Raw genomic sequence first — 23,134 nt, 5'->3', positions numbered from 1 at the left:
CCAAGGGTCCGCTGGCCTATCTGCTGCGCAACCGGGTCTATATCGGCGAGGTGATCCACAAGGACCGGCACTATCCCGGAGAGCACGAGGGCATCGTCACGCGCGAGCTGTTCGATGCGGTCCAGGCGGCGCTGAGCGAGAAGGCGCAGGCGCAAGGTTCCCTCCGGGGCAACACCGGCTCGTGGCTGACCGGTCTGCTCTACGATGACCGCGGCAATCGGATGACGCCGAGCTCGGCCAGGAAGGGGGCTCTCCACTACCGCTACTACGTCTCGCGCGCCCTCGAGACGGGGCAGCGCAGCGAGGCCGGCTCGGTCTCGCGGGTGTCGGCGCCCGAGATCGAACAGGCCGTGCGGGAGGCGCTACACATGCCCTCCCCTGACCAACCTTCCGCATCCGACGAGATGCCTCTGCTCGCCCAGGTCAGCCGGATCGTCGTTCACCCGAGCTCCCTCACGATCAGCTTCGTTGAACCGGATGAGGCAGGGCACGATGGCAGGGCTTGCGGAGTAGGAAGCAAAGAGCCCTCCCCGCTCAACGTGCCTTGGTCGGCCCGACCAAGCCGTCGTCGGCGCGAGGTCATCCGCACTGACGGTGATGACGGAGCAGCGCCGCTGCGGCCGATGCGGGTCGAGACCCGAGCCCGTCTCGTCGACGGGATCGCCAAGGCGCGCTTCTGGCTCGACGATCTCCTCACCGGTCGTGCGGCTGACACCCATGCCATCGCCCTAGCGGAAGGCTGCAGCGAGCGCTCGGTGCGCATGACCCTCAACCTCGCCTTCCTGGCTCCATCCGTCGTCCAGGCGGCGATCGCTGGCACCTTGCCGGAAGGGTCCGGCATTTCCGCGCTCATAAATGTGCCAATAGCCTGGAGCGAATATCCTGACGCTTGCGGCGGCAATGCAGCGTGAAGGAGCACGTGCTGCGATTGACTGGCAGCGCATGGTCATACTGGCAGTCGGACGCTCGTTGTCATATTGCTGCGGAAGTAATGCGCCATAAGCGGAAGTTTACCGCCTGCCCGGAAGCGGACGTTCCGCATGCAACCCAATCCGGGCGTTCAACGGACATTTTGGCGTTCTCGGAGGTGGACCTAAGCCAAACGGCTCCTTGGGCAGGACTACACCTGATCTGGAGCCATTGAGCAGTTTCCAAAATATGACGCGGTAAGCTCTATCCCGCGCGCTTGAGTGGTTCCTTCCCAGGACTGGAACGCACGGTCAAATGAGTTCGTGTCCTCATAACCCAGTACTGGCTTTTTGTTGTAGTGAACGGTACCTCAGTTGATGATCGACTGCGAGTCGACGAAGCCAGTGAAGGTATATCGCTACAGGCGCCGACGGGTCAGGCCCCAGAAGAAGCCCTGGATATTGTTAAGGAGGCGGTTGAGCGTGCCGTGGTGATGATGCTGCGTGCAGTGGCCGAGCAAGGTACCGTCCAGGACGTTGAAGGCGGCAAACAGCGCTGCCGTGTATGCCCATCTCTTCATAAAGGAAGTCGCTGTGATGGCTGACTCACTTCCTCGAATGCATGGGCTATGCAAAGCAGCGCCCTGTCCTGTCCCGGCCTTCCGATGAGCTGCAACCCCGATGATCGTCCGTCCGGTGCCCATGGACCTAACGGCAGGCAGATTGTGGGGCATCCGGACAAGGTCGCTGGCACCACCACTTCCATCCAACGATGATACGTATCCATGGACGTGCCAGCGATGATCGTGGGCCAGGGCTCGGCCTGAGCAAACGGAAAGACCTGAGCGCTCGGCAGGGCCAGCGCGTCGAAATCGGCGAAGAGCGCAAGGAAGCGCTGGTAGAGGCGCGTCCGCGCCACCGACGCTCGATAGAGATCGTCGGCGGAAAGACCGAGGCTGCCTTCGATCTCCCAGATCAGTTCCGGCTTCATCTGCTCGCGTTTGATTAGATCGTCATAGAGCGGTCGGTAGCGGCTGCCGACCAGGACGTGGCGCCAGACCAGCCAGGATGCCCAGATCTCGTCCCGGCTGATCCCGAGACCGGTCTCCTCGATGCGGCATCCCGCGGCTTCGAGGGCGGAGAGGCCCGTGTGGGACAGCGGCAGGATGCCGTCTTCCAGGGGAAGAGCACTGACGAAATCGCCGAGCCAGCCGATGCGGGCACCCTCCACTCTGCCCGGCAGCAACTCGGCAGTGAGGCCCGGCTCTGCCAGGGAGAGGGGTGCGCGAGGATCAGGCCCACTCATCACCGATAAGAGGAGCGCGAGATCGGTGACGTTCCGCGCCATGGGACCATCCGTGGCAAGTTGCTGGATATAGCCCTCCGGTCCCGGCAGCGACGGGACCCTGCCCATAGAGGGCCGGAGCCCGAAGATACCGTTCCAGCCGGCAGGGTTGCGGAGGGAGCCGGCAAAGTCGCTGCCATCGGCTATGGGCACCATGCGCAGGGCCGTTGCGACAGCGGTGCCGCCTGAACTTCCTCCAGCGCTTAAAGCGGGATCATGGGCGTTGAGCGTAGTGCCCCAGACGGGGTTGCAGCTATGCGAGCCAAGGCCGAACTCGGAGACGTTCGTCTTGCCGATGAGAATCGCCCCCGCCGTGCGCAGGCGTTCTACGAATAGCGCATCCTCCTTTGGAACATGCTTCGCGAAGATCGGCGAGCCGAAGGTGGTGCGAAGCCCGCTCGTCGGCGCCAAGTCTTTCACCGCGTGGGGCAATCCATGCATCGGTCCACGCCACAGCCCGCGCCGAAGGTCGGCATCGGCCGCGTCGGGCTCGGTTAGAATGTTCCTCCCGGTCGCGCAGGGACACGATGGCGTTCACACGCCCGTTCACCAGCGCGATGCGATCGAGATAAGTCTCCATCACCTCCCGGCAGGAGATCTGCCGGTTGTGGATCGCCGCCGCCATCCGCGTCGCGTCGAGGCTGACGATCCCGCCATCCGGCAGGCTCGGCATCGTAGAAATCCCGCTCATCCCATCACTCTTGGGTTGGCGCACGGCTTGCCAGAACGCCGAATACAGGATGGAACTGCATACATGATACGTGCCGCAGGCCGACAACACTGTCCGAAGCCGCGCCGATGGAATCCGCGCTGATGGCGGCGATCCCGGGCCTGGACGGCCCTGCCTTCATCATCGAGGGGTTGGCTGCGCCCGCCGAGATCCGCCTCGACAGATGGGGTGTCGCCCATATCCGGGCAGAATCGCAGGACGACGCGTTCCTCGTGCAGGGGTTCAACGCGGGTCGCGACCGCCTCTGGCAGCTTGACCTGTGGCGCAAGCGCGGATTGGGCCTGCTCGCCGCCGACTTCGGGCCGGGCTACCTGGCTCAAGATCGGGCCGCGCGGTTGTTCCTGTATCGCGGGGACATGGATGCCGAATGGGCGGCCTATGGCCATCCCCGCGCAAAGGGCATCGTCGAGGCCTTCGTCCGTGGGCTCAACGCGTTCATCGTCCTGACGCGTGACAGGGACGATCTGCTGCCGCCGGAATTCGCATCCATGGGCACGCGGCCCGCCTTTTGGGATGCGGAGGACGTGGTGCGGATCCGCAGCCATGCCCTCGTGCGCAACGTCGCCTCGGAGGTCGCCCGCGCCCGTGTCCTGGCGCGTTGCGGCCTTGCGACGGATGTCCTGCGCAAGTCGTTGAGCCCGGACCACGATCCCGTGATTCCCGAAGGTTTGGCGCCCGAGCGGTTGCCCCAAGACCTCCTCACGGTTTTCCGTCTCGCCACTGCGCCGGTGAGCTTCGATGCGGCCCGACTCGCCGCCCAACGCGCCGATGCCTGGGTATGGAGTGAGGTCGATGCGTTCGGCGCCGTCCATCGCTCGGATCGCCAACCTGTCGTGGCGCTGGCAGAGGCCAACGAAGGTTCGAACAACTGGGCGGTCTCGGGGGCACGGACCGCCTCCGGCCGTCCGATCCTGGCGAGCGACCCGCATCGCGCCTACCAGCTCCCCTCCCTGCGCTACGTCGTTCACCTCACCGCGCCGGGGCTCGACGTGATCGGAGCCGGAGAACCGGCGCTGCCGGGCATCTCCATCGGCCATAACGGCACCGCCGCCTTCAGCCTCACCATCGCGCCGATCGATCAGGAAGACCTGTTCGTCTACGAGACCCATCCGGATGATCCCGGCCTCTACCACTATGGAACGGGCTGGGAGGCAATGGCGCGGGTCGTTGAGCGCATTCCCGTGCGCGACGGCCCCGACGAGGAGGTCACCCTCGCTTTCACCCGTCACGGGCCGGTGGTCTGTGAGGATGTGTCCGGGCGCCAGGCCTTCGCCGTGCGGACGGTCTGGTCCGAGCCGGGGACAGCCGCCTATCTCGGCAGCCTCGCCTATCTCGGCGCCACCACGGTGACGGAATTTCGTGAGGCGTTGCGCGATTGGTCGGCACCCTCCACCAACCAGGTCTATGCGGATACCGGTGGCACCATCGCATGGTTCATGGCCGGCAAGGCGCCCGTGCGCTCGAACTGGGACGGGCTGCTCCCGGTGCCCGGTCACGGGCGTTACGAATGGGCGGGTTTCCACGATCCGTTCGTGCTGCCGCACCATGTGGACCCCGAATGCGGCTTCGTCTTCAGCGCGAACGAGATGAACCTGCCCGCGGATTATCCCGCTGAAACGCGCAAGCTGAGCTTCGAGTGGCTTGAACCCTGGAGGGCCCGGCGCATCCGCTCCGTCCTCGATGACGATGCCGGGCATACAGTCGACGCCTCGACCCGCCTGCAGGCCGACGTGTTCTCGGAACCCGCCCTCCGCCTCGGCCGACTCGTAGCCGCCCTGCCCCCGGCCGACGATGCTGCGTCCCGCGCCGCCATCCACCTGCTCCTCGGTTTCGACGGATACTTGCATGCGGAGAGCGCCGCCGCCTGCCTCATCGAGACGCTCTGGGTCTGTCACCTGCGTCCGGCCCTCGTGACCGCCCTGGCGCCCGAGCCGGCCGATGCAGACCTGTTCCGGCCCGGTGACACGGAGACCCTGCTCGACGCCCTCGACCATGGTCACCCGCACCTCGACGAAGCGACGCGCACGGCGCTCGTCACCCGCGCCCTCGCCTCGGCCTGGCTCGATTGCGAGGCGCGGTTCGGCACCGATCCTACCGGATGGGAATGGGGCCGGTTCCATCATGGATTCTTCCGGCATCCCCTCTCCGGCATCGGCGGCACGGCCAGCGAGAATGTCGGTCCGCTGCCTGTCGGCGGGTCGGCCGCCTCCGTGATGCATGCGGATTACCGCCCCCATGACGGTGCCCTCACCACGGGTGCTTCGTTCCGCATGGTCGTCGATGTGGGCGACTGGGACGCCAGCGTGTTCGTGAATGCGCCGGGCCAGTCAGGCCGCACCGACAGCCGCCATTACGCCGACCACGCCGTGTCCTGGGCGGCGGGCGAGACCGTGCCCTTGCTCTATTCCCGCGAGGCCGTGGACGCGGTCACCGAGAGCATCATCACCCTTCGACCCAGCCAGTCCCTTCGACCCAGCCAGCCCCTTCGACCTAGCCAGGAGTTGCCGAGCACGTGAAGATCTTCATCGCCGGCCTCGCCACCGAGACGAACACCTTCGCTCCCCTGCCCACGGGCAGGGCCGCCTTCCTCGCCGATTACGCCCGCCGCGATGGGAGCCTCGGACCGCCGAGCCTCAGCAATATCGGCCTCAAGGCCTGGCGGGAGATGGCCGAGAGCGACGGGCACATCGTGGTCGAAAGCCTGTCCACCTTCGCCCAGCCCGGTGGCATCACCCTGCGCGCGGTCTACGAAGACTTGCGCGACACGCTGCTGTCTGATCTCGAAGCGGCGCTACCCGTCGATGCGGTGCTGCTGTTCATGCATGGCGCCATGGTCGCGCAGGGCTACGACGATTGCGAGGGCGACACGCTGGAGCGGGTCCGCGCCCTGGTCGGGCCGAAAGTGGCGGTCGGGGTCGAACTCGACCTGCATTGCCATCTGACCGAGACGATCCGCCGGGCGGCCGACGTCGTCGTGATCTATAAGGAATACCCGCATACGGACATCGTGGCGCGGGCGCGCGACCTCTATCCGCTCGTCATCGGCACGGCCGAGGGGACGATCCGCCCGGTCATGGCGATCCAGGATTGCCGCATGGTCAATATGTGGCGCACCACGGCGGAGCCGGTCGCTGGGTTCGTGCGGCGGATGGAGGCGCTGGAGGGCAGGGATGGCATCCTGTCCGTCTCGTTCGGACACGGTTTTCCATGGGGGGACGTCGCCGAGGTCGGCGCCCGGATGCTCGTGGTGGCCAACGGCGATACGGCCAAGGCCGCGTCCCTCGCCCGAATTCTCGCCGCCGAGATCTGGGCGATGCGCGGGGAGGCCGCGACACGGGTTGATACGGTCGACGCCGCTCTCGACGCGGCGCTAGCCTCCACCGATCCGCGCCCGATGGTGCTCGCGGACATCGCGGACAATGCCGGGGCGGGCGCTCCCTCCGACAACACCGCTCTCCTCGCCCGGATGGTCGAGCGCGGCATCCGCGACGCCGTCACCGGCCTGTACTGGGATCCGGGCGCGGTAGGCATCTGTCACGAGGCCGGAATCGGCGCCACGTTCGATCTGCGCATCGCTGGCAAGTGCGGTGTCACCTCCGGCGATCCCCTCGACCTGCGCATCACCGTGCGCGGACTCTCCGAGGCTCATAGCCAGGGCGGCCTCAGCGGCGGCCGCGCGCAACTCGGTCCCTGCGCCTGGATCGAGGCGGACGGCATCCATATCGTTCTGGCCTCGCAGCGCCAGCAGCCCTTCGCCCCGGATGCCTATACTGGCCTCGGCCTCACCCTCGACGACAAGCGCATCGTCGTGGTGAAATCGATGCAGCACTTCCACGCGGCCTTCGCGCCCATCGCCAGCGAGATTCGCTACGTCGCCGCCCCCGGCGCGGTTCCACCGGATTACGGAGCGATCCCCTACACCAAACGCGACTCGGCCTATTGGCCCCGCATCGCCGACCCGTTCGCACAGGATTGATCGATGGCTCTTGAGGATCTCGCTCTGAACGACCTTCCGTTCGAACTCGGCGACCTGCTCGCCGGCCTTCGCCCCTGGATCGAGTGCGAGAGCCCGACCCATGACAGGGCGGCGGTGAACCGGATGATGAGCCTTGCCGCGCGCGACCTCGCCATGGCCGGTGCGTCGGTGGAGTCGATCCCCGGACGCATGGATTTCGGCGATTGCGTCCGCGCCCGGTTCCCGCATCCGCGCCGGGACGAGCCGGGCATCCTCGTCCTCGGCCATCTGGACACGGTCCATCCCCTCGGCACCCTGGCCGCCCTCCCCTGGCGGGTGGAAGGCGATCGCTGCTACGGCCCGGGCATCCTCGATATGAAGGGGGGCAACTTCATCGCCCTCGAGGCCGTGAAGGCGCTGCGCAAAGCTGCCGTCGAGACACCGCTCCCGGTCACTTTCCTGCTCACGAGCGACGAAGAGGTCGGCAGCCCTTCGACCCGCGACCTGATCGAGGCGGAGGCCCAGCGCCATCGCTACGTTCTGGTGCCCGAGCCCGGCCAGCCGGGGGACGGAGTGCTCACGGGGCGCTACGCCATCGCCCGCTTCGATCTCACCGCCACCGGCCGTCCGAGCCATGCGGGAGCGCGACTGGGTGACGGACGCTCGGCCATCCGGGCCATGGCGCAGCAGATCATCGCCATCGAGGCGATGTCGGATGCCGATTGCACCTTCAGCGTCGGCATCGTCCAGGGCGGGCAATGGGTGAACTGCGTCGCCACCACATGCCGGGCCGAGGTGCTGAGCATGGCCAAGCGCCAGGGCGATCTCGACCGCGGCGTCCAGCGGATGCTCGCCCTATCCGGAGAGGCGGACGGCGTCGCCCTCACGGTAACGCGCGGTGTCACTCGCCCGGTCTGGAAGCCCGATGCCGGCACCATGGCGCTCTACGAGACCGCTCGGACGATCGCTGCCGGCCTTGGCTCGGCCCTCCCGCATGAGAGCTTCGGCGGCGGCTCCGACGGTAATTTCACGGCCAATCTGGGCATTCCGACCCTCGACGGACTCGGTCCCTGCGGGGCGGGCTACCATACCCTGGAAGAGTACGTGGGCATCGCGTCGCTGACCCATCGCGCGCGGTTGCTTGCTGGCCTCATGACGAAGCTCGGCCGGCCATAACGGCCCGCATCCTGCATACACTTTCGCAAGAGAGCCGCATCGCGGCAGGGGGAATGAGTTCATGGACAAGGGGATCAGGACAGGTTTCCAGGCGGCACTCGCCCTTGCCGCCGCCACGGTCGGCGTGATGCCGGGCGCGGCGATGGCACAGGCCAAGCCCGTCACCATCCGCGCCGTGATGCATTCGGGCCTGCGGATCACCGATCCGATCATCACCACGGCCTACATCGCCCGTAACCACGGCTACATGATCTACGACACGCTGTTCGCCACGGACGCGAACTTCAAGGTCCAGCCGCAGATGGTGAAGGAGTACAGCGTCAGCGACGACAAGCTCACCTACACCTTCACCTTGCGCGACGGGCTCAAGTTCCATGACGGCGCGCCGGTCACCTCGGCCGATTGCATCGCGTCGATTCACCGTTGGGGCAAGCGCGACAGCATGGGCCAGAAGCTCATGGAATACACCGTCTCCCTGGATGCAGTGGACGACAAGACCTTCACGCTCAAGCTCAAGCAGCCCTACGGGCTTGTCCTGACTTCGCTCGGCAAGCCCTCGTCCAACGTGCCGTTCATCATGCCGAAGCGCATCGCCGAGACCCCGGCGGACAAGAACGTTCCGGAGGAGATCGGCTCCGGCCCGTTCCGCTTCGTGAAGGGCGAGTTCCAGCCCGGCCTGAAGGTCGTCTACGAGAAAAACCCGGATTACGTACCGCGTAGCGAAGCGCCGAGCTGGGCCGCTGGTGCCAAGGTGGTGAAGGTCGACCGGGTCGAGTGGCTCAACATCCCCGATTACCAGACCGCCGTGAACGCGCTCATCAACGGCGAGATCGATTATATCGAGCAGCCGCCGCACGACTTCCTGCCGATCCTGAAGGCCGCGTCCGGCATCCAGATCGTCAATTACAACACCTTGGGCGTGTCCGGCATGCTGCGCATGAACTGGCTCAACCCGCCTTTCGACAACGAGAAGATCCGCCAAGCGGCGCTGCTGGCGGTCAACCAGCAGGATTATCTCGACGCCCAGATCGGCGACCCAGACTACATGGTGCCCTGTCTGGCCATGTTCGTCTGCAACACCCCCAACGCGACAGATGCGGGGGCACCCAAGACCGACCTTGCCCGCGCGAAGCAGCTCCTCAAGGAGGGCGGCTATGACGGGAAGCCCGTTGTCGTGATGCAGCCGACGGATCTTGCCATCGCCGCACCGCTCGGGCCGGTGACGGCGCAGGCCCTGCGCAAGATCGGCATGAACGTCGATCTGCAATCGATGGACTGGCAGACCCTGGTGGGACGCCGCGCGAAGCAGGACCCGGTGGATCAAGGCGGCTGGAACATCTTCCACACCTTCTGGGTCAACGCGGACATGCTCAACCCAGTGAGCAATGTCGGCATCAATGCGAAGGGCCGGAAAGGCGGGTTCTTCGGCTGGGCGGAGGACGCCGAGATCGAGACGATGCGCAATGCCTATGCGCTGGAATCCGATCCTGCCAAGCAGGCCGCCATCGCCAAGGCAGTGCAGGAGCGGGCCTACGCAGTCGGCATGTATTATCCGACGGGCCAGTTCATCAGCCCGCTCGCGGTCAGCCCCAAGCTGACGGGGATCCTCGAAGCCCCGGCGCCGGTATTCTGGAACATCGAGAAGAAGTGAGCGGGCGCTTCGTCTCCTATCTCCTTTCGATCTCCCCCCGATTGGGTTCGGGGGGAACCGGAGAGGCGAGGGAAGTGCCGGGCCGCTACGGGCTCTCATAATCCGCCGGAGATCTGAATGGGTCGTTTTCTCGCCGGACGTCTCGCCGCCACCCTCCCCGTGATGGGCATCGTGGCCGTCATCGTGTTCCTGTTGCTGCGGCTCGCACCGGGGGATCCCGCGGCCATCCTGGCCGGCGATGCCGCGAGCCCCGAACAGATCGCGGCGATCCGCGCCAATCTAGGCCTCGACAAGCCGATCCTGACCCAGTTCCTGTCCTGGAGCGGACGCCTCCTCCAGGGGGATCTCGGCTCCTCGATCATCTCGAACCAGCCCGTCGCGAAACTCATCTTCGAGCGGATCGAGCCGACCCTGGCTCTCGCCACCACCACCATCGTGTTCGCCGTCATCGTAGCGGTGCCCCTCGGGGTGCTGGCGGCCTGGTGGCACGGCACCTGGATCGATCGGGCCATCATGGCCGTCTCGGTGCTGGGCTTCTCGGTGCCGGTCTTCGTGCTCGGCTACCTGCTGATCTTCGGTTTCGCCATGCAGCTCCGGTTCTTGCCGGTGCAGGGGTATGTCAGCATCACAGAAGGGATCTGGCCTTTCCTGTCGCGGCTGATCCTGCCGACCCTCACCCTGTCGGTGATCTACGTCGCCCTTATCGCCCGCACGACCCGCTCGAGCGTGCTGGAGGTTCTGGGCGAGGATTACATCCGCACCGCCCGCGCCAAGGGAATCGGCGAGAGCCAGGTGCTGTGGCGCCATGCGTTGCGCAATGCAGCCGTCCCGGTGGTCTCGGTGATCGGCCTCGGCATCGCCCTGCTCATCAGCGGCGTCGTCGTCACCGAGAGCGTGTTCAACCTGCCGGGTCTCGGCCGACTCACCGTCGATGCCGTGCTGGCGCACGATTACCCCGTCATTCAGGGCGTGATCCTGCTCTTTTCCGCCCTCTACGTGGTGGTGAACCTCGCCATCGACCTGTCCTACCTGCTGTTTGACCCGAGGATACGCTATTGAGCCGGCAGGAACGGACGATGTCTTCCCCCGCTGTCGCGCGGTTCACGACCCTGCCTCCGGTCCTACGCCATCCGGGCGTGCTCTTCGGCCTCGCGGTCCTGCTGATCGTCGGAGGAGCGGCGCTGCTCGCGCCGTACCTCTGGACCGGCGATCCGATCCTGCTGCGCCCGCGCCTGCGCCACAGGCCACCCTCGGCACCGGCATGGCTCGGCACCGACGCGTATGGCCGCGACGTCTGGAGCCGGGTCGTCTACGGTGCCCGCGTCTCGCTCGGCATCGGCTTCTCGGTGGCTGCCGCCGCGGTGCTCATCGGTCTCGTCATCGGCCTCGTCGCCGGTTACTTGCGCCGGCTCGACGCGGTGGTGATGCGGATCATGGATGGACTCATGGCCATCCCCTCGATTCTGCTCGCCATTGCCATGGTGACCCTATCGGGAGCCGGGATCGCCACGGTGATCGTCGCCATCACCATCCCGGAGATCCCGCGCGTGGCCCGTCTGGTGCGCAGTGTCGTGCTATCGGTCCGCTCGGAGCCCTATGTCGAGGCCGCCATCGGCGCTGGGACGCGCCTGCCGATGCTGCTGACGCGGCACGTCCTCCCCAACACCATCGCGCCCCTCATCGTCCAGGGCACCTATGTTTGCGCTTCGGCGATCCTCACCGAGGCGATCCTGAGCTTCCTCGGGGCCGGGATCCCCACCGAGATCCCGAGCTGGGGCAACATCATGGCCGAAGGCCGGCAGGCCTTTCAGATCGCGCCTTGGGTGATCCTGTTCCCGGGCCTCTGCGTCGCCGCCACGGTGCTCGCCGTCAACATCATCGGCGACGGCCTGCGCGATGCCCTCGACCCGCGCACTGCCCGGCGCGTGGGAGCCCTGCGATGATACGATCCCCGGCAATGAAGGAGCCCGTCCTGTCCATCACCGGCCTCACCGTTCCGCTTCCGCTTGGCGCCGACCGGGCCAATGCCATTGAGGGCCTGTCGCTCAGCGTAGGTCCGAACGAGATCGTCTGCGTCGTTGGTGAATCCGGCTCGGGCAAATCCGTCACCGCCAGCGCGGTGATGGGGCTCCTGCCGCCGGGTCTGACCCCATCGGCCGGGCGGATCCTGTTGCAGGGCGAGGACGTGCTGACGGTCGGTCCCGCGCGCCTGCGCGCCCTGCGCGGCAGCCGCATGGCGATGGTGTTCCAGGAGCCGATGACGGCCTTGAACCCGGTTCTGAAGGTCGGCGACCAAATCGCCGAGATGCTGGAAGCCCATTCCGGCCGGGGCGACCGCGAGACACGGCGTCGTCGCGTTCTCGACCTTCTCGCCGATGTCCACCTGCCCGATCCACCGAGCTTGGCGAAGGCCTACCCGCACCAACTGTCCGGCGGCCAGCGCCAGCGGGTGATGATCGCCATGGCCCTTGCCAACGACCCGTCCCTGATCATCGCCGACGAGCCGACCACCGCCCTCGATGTCACCACCCAGGCGCAGATCCTGAAGCTGCTGAAGGAACTCCAAGCTCGGCGCAACGCCGGCATCCTGTTCATCACCCATGATTTCGGCGTGGTCTCCCAGATCGCCGACCGGGTGGTGGTGATGCAGAAGGGGCGGCTCGTAGAGGAAGGCAGCGTCGAGGACGTGCTCACCCGGCCGCGCGACCCCTATACCCGCATGCTCATCGCGGCGGTTCCCCGTGCCGAGCCTCCACCGCCCAGGCCGCGCCCTCAGCCTTCGGCGCCGATCCTCACCGTGCGCGACCTCACCAAGACTTATGGCGGGCGCGGCCTCTTCGGTGGCGGCCGCGCCGTGACGGCCTTGGACAGTGTCAGCCTCGCGTTGCAACCAGGGGAAACCCTCGGCATCGTCGGGGAATCGGGCTCCGGCAAATCGACCCTGGCGCGCTGCGTCGCCCGCTTCGTCGATCCGTCCGCCGGTCATATCCGTATCGGTGGCGACGACATCGCCCTGTTGCCGACGCGGGAACTTCGCCCCTATCGGCGTCGCATCCAGATGGTGTTCCAAGATCCCTACCGCTCGCTCAATCCACGCCGGACGGTGGGGCAGTCGATCATCGAGGGACCGATGAATTACGGTCTGTCGAAAGATGCAGCTTGGGCGCGCGCGACGCGCCTCCTCGATCTCGTCCATCTCGATACCGGCGCGCTCGACCGCTATCCGCACGAATTCTCCGGCGGCCAGCGCCAGCGCATCGCCATTGCGCGGGCGTTGGCCATGGAACCCGATGTACTCATCGCGGATGAGGCCGTATCGGCACTGGACGTCTCGGTGCAGCGCCAGGTGCTGGAATTGCTGGAGGATATCCGCGAGCGTCTCAACCTCTCGATCCTTTTCATCACGCACGACCTGCGCGTGGCTGCACGCCTCTGCGACCGCCTCGTGGTCATGCTCGGCGGACGGATCGTCGAGGAAGGGGCGACCGCCGCACTTTTCGCCAACCCGCGCCACGCCTATACGCAGGCACTGTTCGCAGCGGCTCCAAAGCTTCGTCTTGCCCAGGAGTGATCGGACATGTCCTCCCTGAGGATTCAGCTGCGCCATCACAGCTCAGACGAAGATTACCCAGGGTACAAAGAGGAAGTTTGCTACGGCGCCTAGTTCGTGCCGGAGAGCGGAGAGCGGAGAGCGGAGAGCAAGAGGAGTGGCTCGTCGTCGACACGGCAAGGGACACAACGGACTTGACCGTTCTCCACGTATACGTTTGAGGCGCCGCCTATCGCCATGGACGAGCTGGGGCACCGGATGCCGCCAAGGATGCCACGGAAACCGGTTTCCGAACCATGAGGCCGAATGACGATCTCCAGTGACGCGGACGCCGACGCGCGCGTTCACGTGCCGCAGAATGTCCGGTAGTCCGCCCCGCCGCCCTCGGGCGCCTCGGCATAGCAGGCGTGGGCGGGCTGGTCGTCGTAGGGCCGCGACAGCACCGCCAATAGCTCCTCAAACGGGCCGAAGTCGCCTTGCTCGACCGCCGCCGCGATCATCGCTTCGACGTGGTGGTTGCGCGGGATGAAGGCCGGGTTGATGGCGCGCATCGCTGACGCCGTCGCCGCGGGGGTCCGTCCCTCTTCATCCAACAGCTTCCGCCAGCGTACGGCCCAGGCGTCGTACTCGGTCGGGTCGACGAACAGGTCGCGCACCCCGGCGTCCGCCTCCGGCCGCTCGGCCGCGTCGCACAGGCGGCGGAAGGTCAGAGTAAAATCCGCCCGGTTCTCCGCCATCCGCGCCAGCAAGTCGTCCGCGAGCGCGACGGCTCCGTCCCGATCCGCGGACAGCCCGAGCTTGTGCGCCAGGCCATCGTGATACGCTTTCTCGAAGCGCGGGCCGAACCCGGCGAGCAGCGCCTCGGCCGCTTCGACCGCCGCCTCGTCGTCGGCCAGCAGCGGCAAGAGGGCCTCGGCCAGACGGGTGAGGTTCCAAAGGGCGATCCCGGGCTGCTGGCCGTAGGCGTAGCGCCCGTGCGCGTCGATCGAGCTAAAGCTCGTGCGCGGATCGTAGGCGTCGAGGAAGGCGCAGGGACCGTAGTCGATCGTCTCGCCGGCCACCGACATGTTGTCGGTGTTCATCACCCCGTGGACGAAGCCGACCAGCAGCCAGCTCGCCACGAGCTCGGCTTGGCGGGCCACGACGCCGTCGAGCAGCGCTCGGTAGGGATGTTCCGCGGAGGATGCCTCGGGATAGTGCCGGGCGAGAGCATGATCGGCGAGCGTCCGCACCGCCTCCGCGTCGCCCCGGGCGGCGAAGTATTGGAAGGTGCCAACTCTGATGTGGCTAGCCGCCACGCGAGCGAGCACCGCCCCAGGTAGCCGGGTCTCACGCACGACCAACTCGCCGGTGGCAACCGCCGCCAGCGCCCGTGTGGTGGGGATGCCGAGCGCGGCCATGGCCTCGCTCACGAGATACTCGCGCAGCACCGGCCCAAGCGCCGCGCGCCCGTCGCCACGGCGGGAGAACGGGGTCGGGCCCGCGCCCTTGAGCTGGATGTCGCGGCGCTGCCCGTCACGGTCGACGACCTCGCCGAGCAGAACGGCGCGCCCGTCACCGAGCTGCGGCACGAAGTTGCCGAACTGGTGCCCGGCGTAAGCTGTCGCGATCGGCTCGGCGCCTTCAGGGACGCTGTTCCCCGCGAGCATCCTCACCCCAGCGGATCCGGCGAGCCAATCCGGGTCCATGCCAAGGTTCGCCGCCAGCGCGCGGTTCAAACGGATCAGGCGCGGGGCTGCGACAGGTGTCGGGGCGCGGCGGACGAAGAAGCCGTCCGGTAAGCGGACGTAGCTGTTGTCGAAAGGGATCTTGGTCATAGTCGAGAGCTATGAGCGATCGCGCCGGTGGACAAGCGCCTTCCGGGAACCCAGTGGGGCAGTGCGCGCGAGAAGGCGCGTGTCCGTGTCGCCTCCTCTACTTCACGGCCAATGCCAGCATGGTCGAGCGACAGTCATGGGCTTTATCCGGCCCAGCGGCTTCGGAGGCCCTCTCCGCATTGCCGTCGAGATGGCTCGCTCTATGATTTCGGTTCCTTCTGCTAGAGCGAACGCGTCTTCGACGTCCATATCAAGGTAGCGTACCGTACTTTCGATCTTCGAATGCCCGAGCAGAATCTGCACCGCGCAGGTTGCCAGTTCCCTTGTCGATCAACGATGCCTCTGTTCGGCGCAGCGACGGAACTCCTCGTGCGCTTCGTCCAGGCAAAGGCCGACGGCGATCCGTCAGAGGTCGCGGATACTACGGCGCTGGCGCGATTGCTGTTGACGGTGGCCTCCGCCATGGGCGTCATCGCGTCGTCCGAGGCCAATCGCGAGGCCCTGCTAGAGGTGGCGCGCGTCTCGCTCGGCCCCTTCGCCAGGAGCGGTAGGGACCGAACGCTCGGACAATCAGGGCTGCAGGCAGGCGCGGTCGCGCTCAGCCCAAACCGCCGTTGGCCCGTAGAATCGGGCCGTTCACCCAACCGCCGTCCGGTCCGACCAAAAACGCGATAGCGGCGGCGATGTCGCCGGGTTCACTCGGGCGACCGAGCGGGATCATTCTCGTCCCTTGTACAACCTGCTCCTAGGTCCGCCGCTGAGGAACAGTTCGATCGCCTCCGACCCAGGGTCTAGCGCGTTGGCCGCGACTCTCCTCGGGTCTGGCTCCTTGGCAAGGGCATGCGTCATCGCTGAGAGCACTCACCTGCCCCCGTCGAGTGGCTGCGATTGGAGCGTTGCGCACCCTTGTGGCCCGAGCCACCGTCTGTTTCTTGTGTTTTGCTCTCCGAGACCGGACAGGCGGAAAACCACCCAGGGCGGAAGGGCTGGGTTCGTTCGAGAACGCCTATGTCCGGGACGGCATTATGTTGGGGTAACCGACTGCATCAAACGCGCTGCATTCCTGAAGCATGCATGGCCTCCACAACTTTGCCGCCGAGGAGGCCGGGCTTCAGATTTCGGTCCCTTCGGCCAGAGCGAGCGCGTCTTCAACGTCCACGCCGAGGTAGCGTACCGTGCTCACGATTTTCGTATGCCCGAGTAGAAGCTGCACAGCGCGCAAGTTGCCTGTTCGCTTGTAGATCAACGCCGCCTTTGTTCGACGTAGGGAATGTGTTTCGTAGTCCTCGCGCCGTAGCCCTATGCCCGTCACCCATTCATCTACCAGACGGGCGTACTGTCGGGTGCTTATGTGCGCTTCATGGTCGATCCGGCTGGGAAAAGCGTAATCATCAAGCCCGCCTCCTCGACACCCCAGCCAAGTCAGAATGCTGGTACGTGCTGGTTCAAGCAGTTCGAACTGTACAGGCCGTCCTGTCTTTCGCTGAACGACGATGACTCGCGGCCGCACCTGCTCACCGCTGACAAGCTCACCGATCTTCAATTTGACGATGTCACAACCGCGCAGCTTGCTGTCGATGGCGAGGTCAAACATGGCGCGGTCGCGTACGCGCCGCTCTCCATCAAGCCAGAAACGGATGGCCCAAACCTGCTGAGGCTTGAGAGCGCGCTTTGCGCCGAGCTTCCGTCCTGCGTTCCACGGACGGCGGTTCTTGAAGGCTGGGTCGTGCTCTGAATGTCCCATCTCTCATCTCCCAACCGGCAGATGCCGGCAGAGAGAGAAGGGGTGCTGCGAACGTAGCCTGCGCATTACCGGTCAGACGTTCGGGATGTGTGCAACGCAGCTGCCAGGCTTGAAATGCAGCCCTGCTGCGTCCGACACGACTACGCCGTTTGAGCCAGTTGCCCCACCGTCCAGAGGCGGACATTCGATCTTTCGCGCAGGTGGAAACGTAGAGGTTGTGAAAGCGCTCTTGCCATCGCAGCCATGCATCAACTTAGGATTACTTCAGCTTTGAAGCGCTCTAAGTGTCTGATTTCTATCACGTTTTCGCCTTGCCTCGCAACGCAACAAAAGCAATGGAACAGTCACTGCGCCGCTTGAGGCGCCTACCAGCGTGCTCCATGTCCCATCGCCCCCCGCTCTTCGCTCTGCTTCTTGCCACGACCGCCCTCACGGGACCTGTGACGGCACAGGAAGTGAGCGTGCAGCTCAACCAATTGACGGTCGAGGGTACGGCACCTGCGCCCGTGCTGGGGGGCGGGGCCAATCTCAGCGGTGGGGATGGCGGTACGGCGGCGACCAGCGGCGGCGGGGGCGGCCCTTCCGGGGTCACCGGTTACACCGCCCGCACCAGCCCCACGGCGACCAAGACTAACACGCCGCTGCTCGAGACGCCCCAATCGGTCACGGTGCTCACCCGCGAGGCGCTCAACGACCGCAACGTCCAGACCCTCAACGAGGCCATCGGCTACGTGGCCGGCGTCTCCTCGAACGTCTTCGGCTTCGATCCCCGCTTCGATTCGTTCTTTGTGCGCGGCTTCAGTCTGACCTATGACGGCATGTTCCGCGACGGCCTGCGCCAGGTGGCGTCGGGTCTGACGGTGCCCCGCATCGAGCCCTACGGTATCGAGGCGGCAACGATCCTGCGCGGACCGGCCTCCGGACTCTACGGCCTCGGCTCGCCCGGCGGCATCCTCGATGTCACCACGAAGCGGCCGGTCTTCACGCCCTTCGGCGAGGTCCAGTTGCAGGTCGGCAACTACGACCGCTACCAGGGCAATTTCGATATCGGCGGCCCGGTCGAAGGCACGGGTGGCACGCTCGCCTACCGCGTCACGGGCATCAAGCGGCAGTCCGACACCTTCATCCCCGGTGGCTCAGATGATCGGGGCTATATCGCGCCGTCGTTTACCTGGAAGCCCTCGGCCGACACGACCTTCACGTTCCTGAGCGAGTACCAGGAAACCAAGCTTCCGGGCTCGACGACGTTCTTCAACCAGAACCTGCGACCGACCCGCATCTATTCGGGCGATCCGGCCTTCAACGACTTCAAACAGCAGCAGGGCCGCGTCGGCTACGCGTTCGAGCACCGCTTCGATCCGGATCTGGTCTTCCGGCAGAACTTCCGCTTCTACGACATCAGCAACGACTATCGCTACGCGTCGATCGCCATGCTCAGCCCCGACGGCCTGAGCGCGAGCCGGTCGACCGGATACTCCCGGCAGTTCCTCAGCCAGTTCACCCTCGACAACCAGATCGAGGCACATGTCACCACCGGGCCGGTCCAGCACACGCTAGTGGCGGGGCTCGACTACGCGCATTCCGACTTCAACTACCGCTTCGGCTTCGGCGCGGCCCCCGATCTCAACCTCGTCACGCGCAATTACGGTCAGCAGCCGATCCTGGCGCCGGTGCTGGGGCCCCGCACCGCGCAGAGCCAGGATCAGGTCGGGCTGTACCTGCAGGAGCAGGCCAAATTCGACCGCTTCGTGCTCACCCTCACCGGCCGCTACGACTGGGTCTCCCAGAACACGACCACAGCCGCCGCCGCAACCGAGCAGAACGACCAGGCCTTCACCGGCCGCGTCGGCCTCAACTATCTCCTGGCCCCCGGGCTGGTGCCCTATGTCAGCTACGCGACCACCTTCGCGCCGCAGCCGGGCGTCGATGTCGCCGGGCGCGCCTTCAAGCCGGCGACCGGCGATCAGATCGAGGCGGGCATCGAGTACCTGATTCCAGGCACGAACATCCAGGCAGGATTTGCCGGCTTCGACATCGTCCAGAGCAGCGTGCTGCGCACGGACCCGAACAACGTCGCCTTCCAGGTGGCGACGGGCGCCGTCGAATCGCGAGGCTTCGAGATGGAGGCGATCGCCAATTTCGCGCCCGGCACCAACCTGACCCTTGCCTACACCCATCTCGACCTGCGCTATCTCAGCCAGACCTCGTTCGCGGGCCAGTCCCTGGACGGCAACGCGCTCTCCGGCATTCCGGGAGATACGTTCACCGGCTTTCTGACCTACCTGTTCCCGCCGGGCTCGGCTTTGCGCGGACTGACGCTCGGAGGCGGCCTCCGCTTCAACGCCAACAGCTTCGCCAATGACGAGAACACGGTCCGTAACCCGACCGTGACGCTGTTCGATGCGCTGCTCGCCTACGACTTTGCCGCCCTCGATCCCAAGTATAAGGGCTTCCGTGCGCAGGTGAACGCCAACAATGTCCTCGACCGCGACTACTTCACCTGCCAAGCCGGCTTCTGCTATCGGGGCGCACCGGCCACTGTCATCGGCAGCCTGATCTACCGGTGGTGACGTGATCTTCCGTGACGCCGTTGCAGGATCTGTGTGAATGATGATCGAGACTTGCCAGGACCATGTCCGGTGACGACGCTCGTCTCGCGACGTGCCCTTGCGGGCCTTCTGGCGGCAGCCTCGCTGACGCTTGAGCAGCGTTCGGTGATGGCAGCCGCCGGCCCGGACGAGCCCGCACGGCTCGCCGGCGCGGTCAGCTTCGATCTCGGGGGCGACAAAGGGCAGGCCCCATGGCGGATCACGCTTTACATCCCACCCGGCGAGCCGCCGGCCGCCGGCTGGCCCGTCCTGTATCTCCTCGACGGTAACGCGGTGACGGCCACTGCGATCGATATCGAGCGCGTGCAGGCCCCCTATCCGGATGCAACCGGGATCGGGTCTCGATTCGTCATCGTGGGGGTCGGATACCTAGGCGACGAGGCCTATGACAGCCGGCGCCGCTCCTGGGATTACACGCCTCCGCCGGGCCGGTCCTACCCGACGTCCACGCCCGACGGGCCGGTGCTGAGGACGGGGGGCGCCGAGGGGTTCCTGCGTTTCGTCGTCGATGACCTCAAGCCCGTGATCGCGCAGCGCTGTCGAATCGACCCGTCACGGCAGGGCTTGTTCGGACATTCCTTCGGCGGGCTCTTCGTCCTCTACGCTTTGGCCCATATGCCCACACTGTTCTCGCACTGGGTCGCGGCGAGCCCATCCATCTATTGGGAGGATCTCGTCTTGCTGAAGAGCATCGAGCGCCTCGAAGCTGGTCCCTCCGTCCGCGCCCGCACGCTTCTCCTCGCGGGGACTTTCGAGGAGGAACTCGCCCCGTTTCAGCGCGAGGCGCCCGATCGCGAGGCGCGCCTCGACCGCTTGAAGTCGGCGCGGACGGTCGAGCTTACCCGTGCCATGGCAGACCGGCTTAGTCAGATTCCTGGATTAACAAGTCAGTTCCGGCTGATTTCCGGACGAACGCACATGACCGTTTTGCCCGATGCCGTGAACGAGGCTGTCGCCTTCGTTATGCAACGAGATGGATAGGCTGGTGATAAGGAAAGCCGCCTTACACAGACGGTGGCCCCATCGCGAGTTGACTGGCCACAAAGCCGTCGATCGCTCTCGCTCGTTCGAATGTCTGCCTTTCTTATTCCGCGCCATGTAAGCAGTCCGTGTGAAAGCCATTCATCATCGCAGCTGCGCGCCATGAACGGACATCAGCTGACCGCCCGGTAGCGGAATTCAGTTTCGGATGACCGTCGCCGTGTCGGCCCCTGGAGCGGGCCGCTCCTATGCGATCAGTTCAACCAAGCTATCAGCCGAACTGCGGGGACACGGAGTGTCCTCTCCTCCCCTGGCGCTTCTGACAGCGCAAACCACTTACGGCTGCGGGTGGGCCTGTGGCGTGGGAGCCATTTTCGGCTTGGCGGGCGTTGACCGAGCCGGATCGGGTGGCGGGCTTGGCTTAGGCGGTGACGCGTTCGTCGGTGTGTTGGCTGGCGAGACAGGCGACGGAGGCGCCGGAGCCGGTGCGACAGGCGTCACAGCCGGCGGGATCGGTGTTGGTGCCGACGCCGAGACCTAACCCGACCAACAGCTCATGTACGGGACGTTGGTCACTCGATACGCGACGAACGTGGCCACCGCTGCCCCGACGACTGCGAGCACGCCAACAAACCCCAGAAACCTTCGCTGCCATTTGATCCGACCGGCGAGGGTGACGAAAATCGTATCGAACTGATCGCTGAGCGCCGCAAAGTCCCGCTGAAACTTGGTTTTTTGGCGCGCGATATCGTCGGATATGGACGCCAGCGTCGCCCATTGGTTTCCGATGGCAATCGCCAAGAGCGCGACGAAGATCCACGCTCCCACGACGACGGCGAAGTTGGTCTAGAACTCGACGCCGCAGGCGGATGTGACTTTCAGCTGCGAGGCGACGATGACCGTCGCGACAGGGATACCGAGCAACTGCGTCTGGATATCGATAATCGTTTTATGGATCTTGTTGAGATAATCGATGCGTGCGGCTTCGATCTCGTTGCGGATCTTTGAGTAAGAGAAGCTGGACGCGAACAGCTGATAGCCGTTGCGAACTTCCTCGTTCGCCGAACCGAGGTTTGCGGTGAGGTGGCGAAACCGGACTGCGACCGGCTGAGACGCGCAGGTCCCGATGACGGCTTCGGCGAGGATCGCGAGCTTCTGGTCTCGGTGAATCTCGTCGGCGCACGCGCTGAGAATGGCGTCGGCGTCGGAGACGCTCACACGGTCCAAGCCGGCGGCCTTATACGCCAGCGGAACGCTGAACTTGCCATCCTTGATGAAGATCAATTCCCTTTTGGATTGATCGACATAGGCCGCTGCTTCGCCGACGAGCTTCGTGAACTCGAGGACCTTGCGATAGGTCGCTAAGCGCTCTGGACAGGGATCGATGTCCGGTGTGATACCGCCGTCGATGACGAAGTAGGCGCGCGGTTCTTTGACCCGCGCTTCCGGGGTATCGAGCAACCCGTCGAAGTCGCGAACGAGGGAGCCGAGCGCAGTCCGGGGTGGGCCGACGCGGACTGATACGATCTGACCGACTTGAAGCGCGTCGTCGTCGAGCACCACGATGTCTGCGTCAACAGCGACATCCTGGTCATCTTCGATGAGTTGGATGACCTCCAGGACTTCTGGGGTCGCAATCGACAGCCTTCCCTGATCGCCGTTCTGATCGAAGGCGATATGACGATACAGCAGGATCAGCTGGTCGAATGTGATCTTAGCCATCTTGGCTGTACTCAGTGCGCAGCTGCGCTGTGAGATCCTCGGGCAGGCCGGTCAACGTGAGGGTGTTGTCCTCAGCGTTGAACCGCACATTTCCGCGGGTGATCGCGTGGCGGTTGAACTCGATGCTCCAGGTCGGGGTCTTGCCCTTGAATTTGATCAGCGGTCCGAGGGCGCGGCGATCAGGCACGAAGCCGTCGTTGAGGCGTAGATCAGGATCGGCCAGAACGCTCATCAGCCTCTCGGGATCCTGCGGGCTCAGTTCGTTGGCCAGCGCCTCGAAGCTAAGTTCCTCCTGAGCCTTGGCCGAACGCTCGCAGATGGTTTTCGCGCGGGCGAGGAAATCGTCCTTGCTTGGGGTGTCCATGCCATCATCGGTGGCGAATGCCATCAGCGCCTGGACGAGCTCGGCTGTGTCGCGGCGGTTCTGGACCGTGGTGTCACAGCCGAGGAATTCCTTGAAGTACTCGGAGACCTCCCGCATGCCCTTCAAGAAGCCAATGTAGCGCTCCTCGCCGTTGGTCCAGCCGGTCATGTTGATGCGGCCCGCGAACCGAAAACCGTCCATGTCGAGATGGCGGACATCCTGGACATCGAGGTCGCTCGTCATCGACGCGCCGAGCTTCTCGTTGACGATCGCGATGAGGAGGTACTGCCGTTCTTCGCGCTCGAAGTGAGCGAAGAAGACGTGGCCGCCCGTGGCAGCACCCTTGTAGGGCCTGTCGTCGCTTGAACGGATTGGCGCGTTTTGCGTTTTCGTCTCTCTGATTGCGGGAGGGACGATGCTGAGCGATGCGCAATGGTCTGAACTGGAGCCGCTGGTCGAGGCCTGCCGGCCCAAGGCCAAGACGCACCGCAGCACCTGCAACGCACGCTCTCGGCGATCCTCTGGCGGCATCAGAACGGGGCCAAATGGCGGGCGATCCCGGAGGAACTGGGTCCGTGGTGG

General features: G+C 65.4%; 17 protein-coding genes and 3 pseudogenes. 12 read left to right on the top strand and 8 right to left on the bottom strand.

The window, feature by feature from the left end; translation table 11 throughout:
* Positions 1-911, top strand: a 911-nt coding sequence (locus ASF32_RS14710; RefSeq protein WP_200919136.1) for a recombinase family protein, incomplete at its 5' end; no start/stop codon positions are given.
* A 416-nt stretch (positions 912-1,327) separates the two neighbouring features.
* Here the strand turns inward: ASF32_RS14710 and ASF32_RS25435 are convergent.
* On the bottom strand, positions 1,328-1,489 hold the full coding sequence (locus tag ASF32_RS25435) for a hypothetical protein (protein WP_156467838.1): 162 nt from the start codon (positions 1,487-1,489) through the stop codon (positions 1,328-1,330).
* Positions 1,486-2,709 carry an amidase gene (locus tag ASF32_RS14705; protein ID WP_348271428.1) on the bottom strand — a complete coding sequence of 408 codons (1,224 nt, stop codon included), beginning with the start codon at positions 2,707-2,709 and terminating at the stop codon, positions 1,486-1,488. The genes ASF32_RS25435 and ASF32_RS14705 overlap by 4 nt, the downstream gene beginning before the upstream one ends.
* A 342-nt stretch (positions 2,710-3,051) precedes the next feature.
* On the opposite strand from ASF32_RS14705, the gene ASF32_RS14700 reads away from it, so the two are divergent.
* The 7 genes from ASF32_RS14700 (at position 3,052) to ASF32_RS14670 (ending at position 13,336) form a co-directional block, all read left to right on the top strand.
* The gene (locus ASF32_RS14700) at positions 3,052-5,499 is read left to right on the top strand and encodes a penicillin acylase family protein (protein ID WP_244483662.1); all 2,448 of its coding nucleotides are present in this window, start codon (positions 3,052-3,054) and stop codon (positions 5,497-5,499) included.
* Complete coding sequence (locus ASF32_RS14695) at positions 5,496-6,959, top strand: M81 family metallopeptidase (RefSeq protein WP_056429717.1); 1,464 nt, start codon at positions 5,496-5,498, stop codon at positions 6,957-6,959. Before ASF32_RS14700 ends, ASF32_RS14695 begins: the two co-directional genes overlap by 4 nt.
* Positions 6,960-6,962: 3 nt before the next feature.
* On the top strand, positions 6,963-8,114 hold the full coding sequence (locus ASF32_RS14690; protein ID WP_056429715.1) for a M20/M25/M40 family metallo-hydrolase: 1,152 nt from the start codon (positions 6,963-6,965) through the stop codon (positions 8,112-8,114).
* Positions 8,115-8,175: 61 nt separating this feature from the next.
* The gene (locus ASF32_RS14685) at positions 8,176-9,765 is read left to right on the top strand and encodes an ABC transporter substrate-binding protein (protein WP_056429713.1); all 1,590 of its coding nucleotides are present in this window, start codon (positions 8,176-8,178) and stop codon (positions 9,763-9,765) included.
* A gap of 117 nt (positions 9,766-9,882) precedes the next feature.
* Entirely contained in the window at positions 9,883-10,824 is a 942-nt protein-coding gene (locus ASF32_RS14680) for an ABC transporter permease (protein WP_056429711.1), read from the top strand.
* Between the two features lie 17 nt (positions 10,825-10,841).
* The gene (locus ASF32_RS14675; RefSeq protein ID WP_056429709.1) at positions 10,842-11,708 is read left to right on the top strand and encodes an ABC transporter permease; all 867 of its coding nucleotides are present in this window, start codon (positions 10,842-10,844) and stop codon (positions 11,706-11,708) included.
* 14 nt (positions 11,709-11,722) lie between these two features.
* Positions 11,723-13,336, top strand: a complete 1,614-nt coding sequence (locus ASF32_RS14670; RefSeq protein WP_056429708.1) for an ABC transporter ATP-binding protein — start codon at positions 11,723-11,725, stop codon at positions 13,334-13,336.
* Between the two features lie 323 nt (positions 13,337-13,659).
* Here ASF32_RS14670 and ASF32_RS14665 read toward each other — a convergent pair whose 3' ends face one another.
* A complete protein-coding gene (locus ASF32_RS14665; RefSeq protein ID WP_056429707.1) occupies positions 13,660-15,132 on the bottom strand; it encodes a protein adenylyltransferase SelO in 1,473 nt (490 codons plus the stop codon).
* Between the two features lie 204 nt (positions 15,133-15,336).
* Positions 15,337-15,490: pseudogene (locus ASF32_RS26580) on the bottom strand (integrase); the annotation flags it as partial.
* Between ASF32_RS26580 and ASF32_RS26575 the strand changes: the two are divergent.
* Positions 15,484-15,660, top strand: a pseudogene (locus ASF32_RS26575) (TetR/AcrR family transcriptional regulator); the annotation flags it as partial. The pseudogenes ASF32_RS26580 and ASF32_RS26575 sit on opposite strands and share 7 nt — an antisense overlap.
* 583 nt (positions 15,661-16,243) lie before the next feature.
* Here ASF32_RS26575 and ASF32_RS14655 read toward each other — a convergent pair.
* Positions 16,244-16,876: a tyrosine-type recombinase/integrase gene (locus tag ASF32_RS14655; protein ID WP_056429704.1), complete on the bottom strand. Its 633-nt coding sequence runs from the start codon at positions 16,874-16,876 to the stop codon at positions 16,244-16,246.
* A gap of 380 nt (positions 16,877-17,256) precedes the next feature.
* Here ASF32_RS14655 and ASF32_RS14650 point away from each other — a divergent pair, with 380 nt between their 5' ends.
* Both ASF32_RS14650 and ASF32_RS14645 read left to right on the top strand, forming a co-directional pair.
* Complete coding sequence (locus ASF32_RS14650) at positions 17,257-19,446, top strand: TonB-dependent siderophore receptor (RefSeq protein ID WP_056429702.1); 2,190 nt, start codon at positions 17,257-17,259, stop codon at positions 19,444-19,446.
* A 69-nt stretch (positions 19,447-19,515) separates the two neighbouring features.
* A complete protein-coding gene (locus ASF32_RS14645) occupies positions 19,516-20,466 on the top strand; it encodes an alpha/beta hydrolase-fold protein (RefSeq protein ID WP_348271427.1) in 951 nt (316 codons plus the stop codon).
* Positions 20,467-21,003: 537 nt separating this feature from the next.
* Here the strand turns inward: ASF32_RS14645 and ASF32_RS14640 are convergent.
* Genes ASF32_RS14640 through ASF32_RS14630 form a run of 3 tightly spaced genes read right to left on the bottom strand, consistent with a single transcriptional unit; the run spans position 21,004 to position 23,026 of the window.
* Complete coding sequence (locus ASF32_RS14640; protein WP_156467837.1) at positions 21,004-21,267, bottom strand: hypothetical protein; 264 nt, start codon at positions 21,265-21,267, stop codon at positions 21,004-21,006.
* Positions 21,268-21,312: 45 nt separating this feature from the next.
* Positions 21,313-22,188 (bottom strand): hypothetical protein, encoded by an 876-nt coding sequence (locus tag ASF32_RS14635; protein WP_056429698.1) that lies wholly within the window; start codon positions 22,186-22,188, stop codon positions 21,313-21,315.
* Positions 22,181-23,026, bottom strand: coding sequence for a nucleoid-associated protein (locus ASF32_RS14630; protein WP_162239912.1), 846 nt, complete (start codon positions 23,024-23,026; stop codon positions 22,181-22,183). The genes ASF32_RS14635 and ASF32_RS14630 overlap by 8 nt, the downstream gene beginning before the upstream one ends.
* On the opposite strand from ASF32_RS14630, the pseudogene ASF32_RS24640 reads away from it, so the two are divergent.
* Positions 22,968-23,134: pseudogene (locus ASF32_RS24640) on the top strand (transposase); the annotation flags it as partial. The gene ASF32_RS14630 and the pseudogene ASF32_RS24640 overlap by 59 nt on opposite strands.

The sequence above is a fragment of the Methylobacterium sp. Leaf91 genome, from assembly GCF_001422815.1.
Classification (GTDB): Bacteria; Pseudomonadota; Alphaproteobacteria; order Rhizobiales; family Beijerinckiaceae; genus Methylobacterium.
The sequence above is the reverse complement of the archived record's forward strand: the minus strand, read 5'-3'. Positions and strand labels throughout refer to the sequence as shown.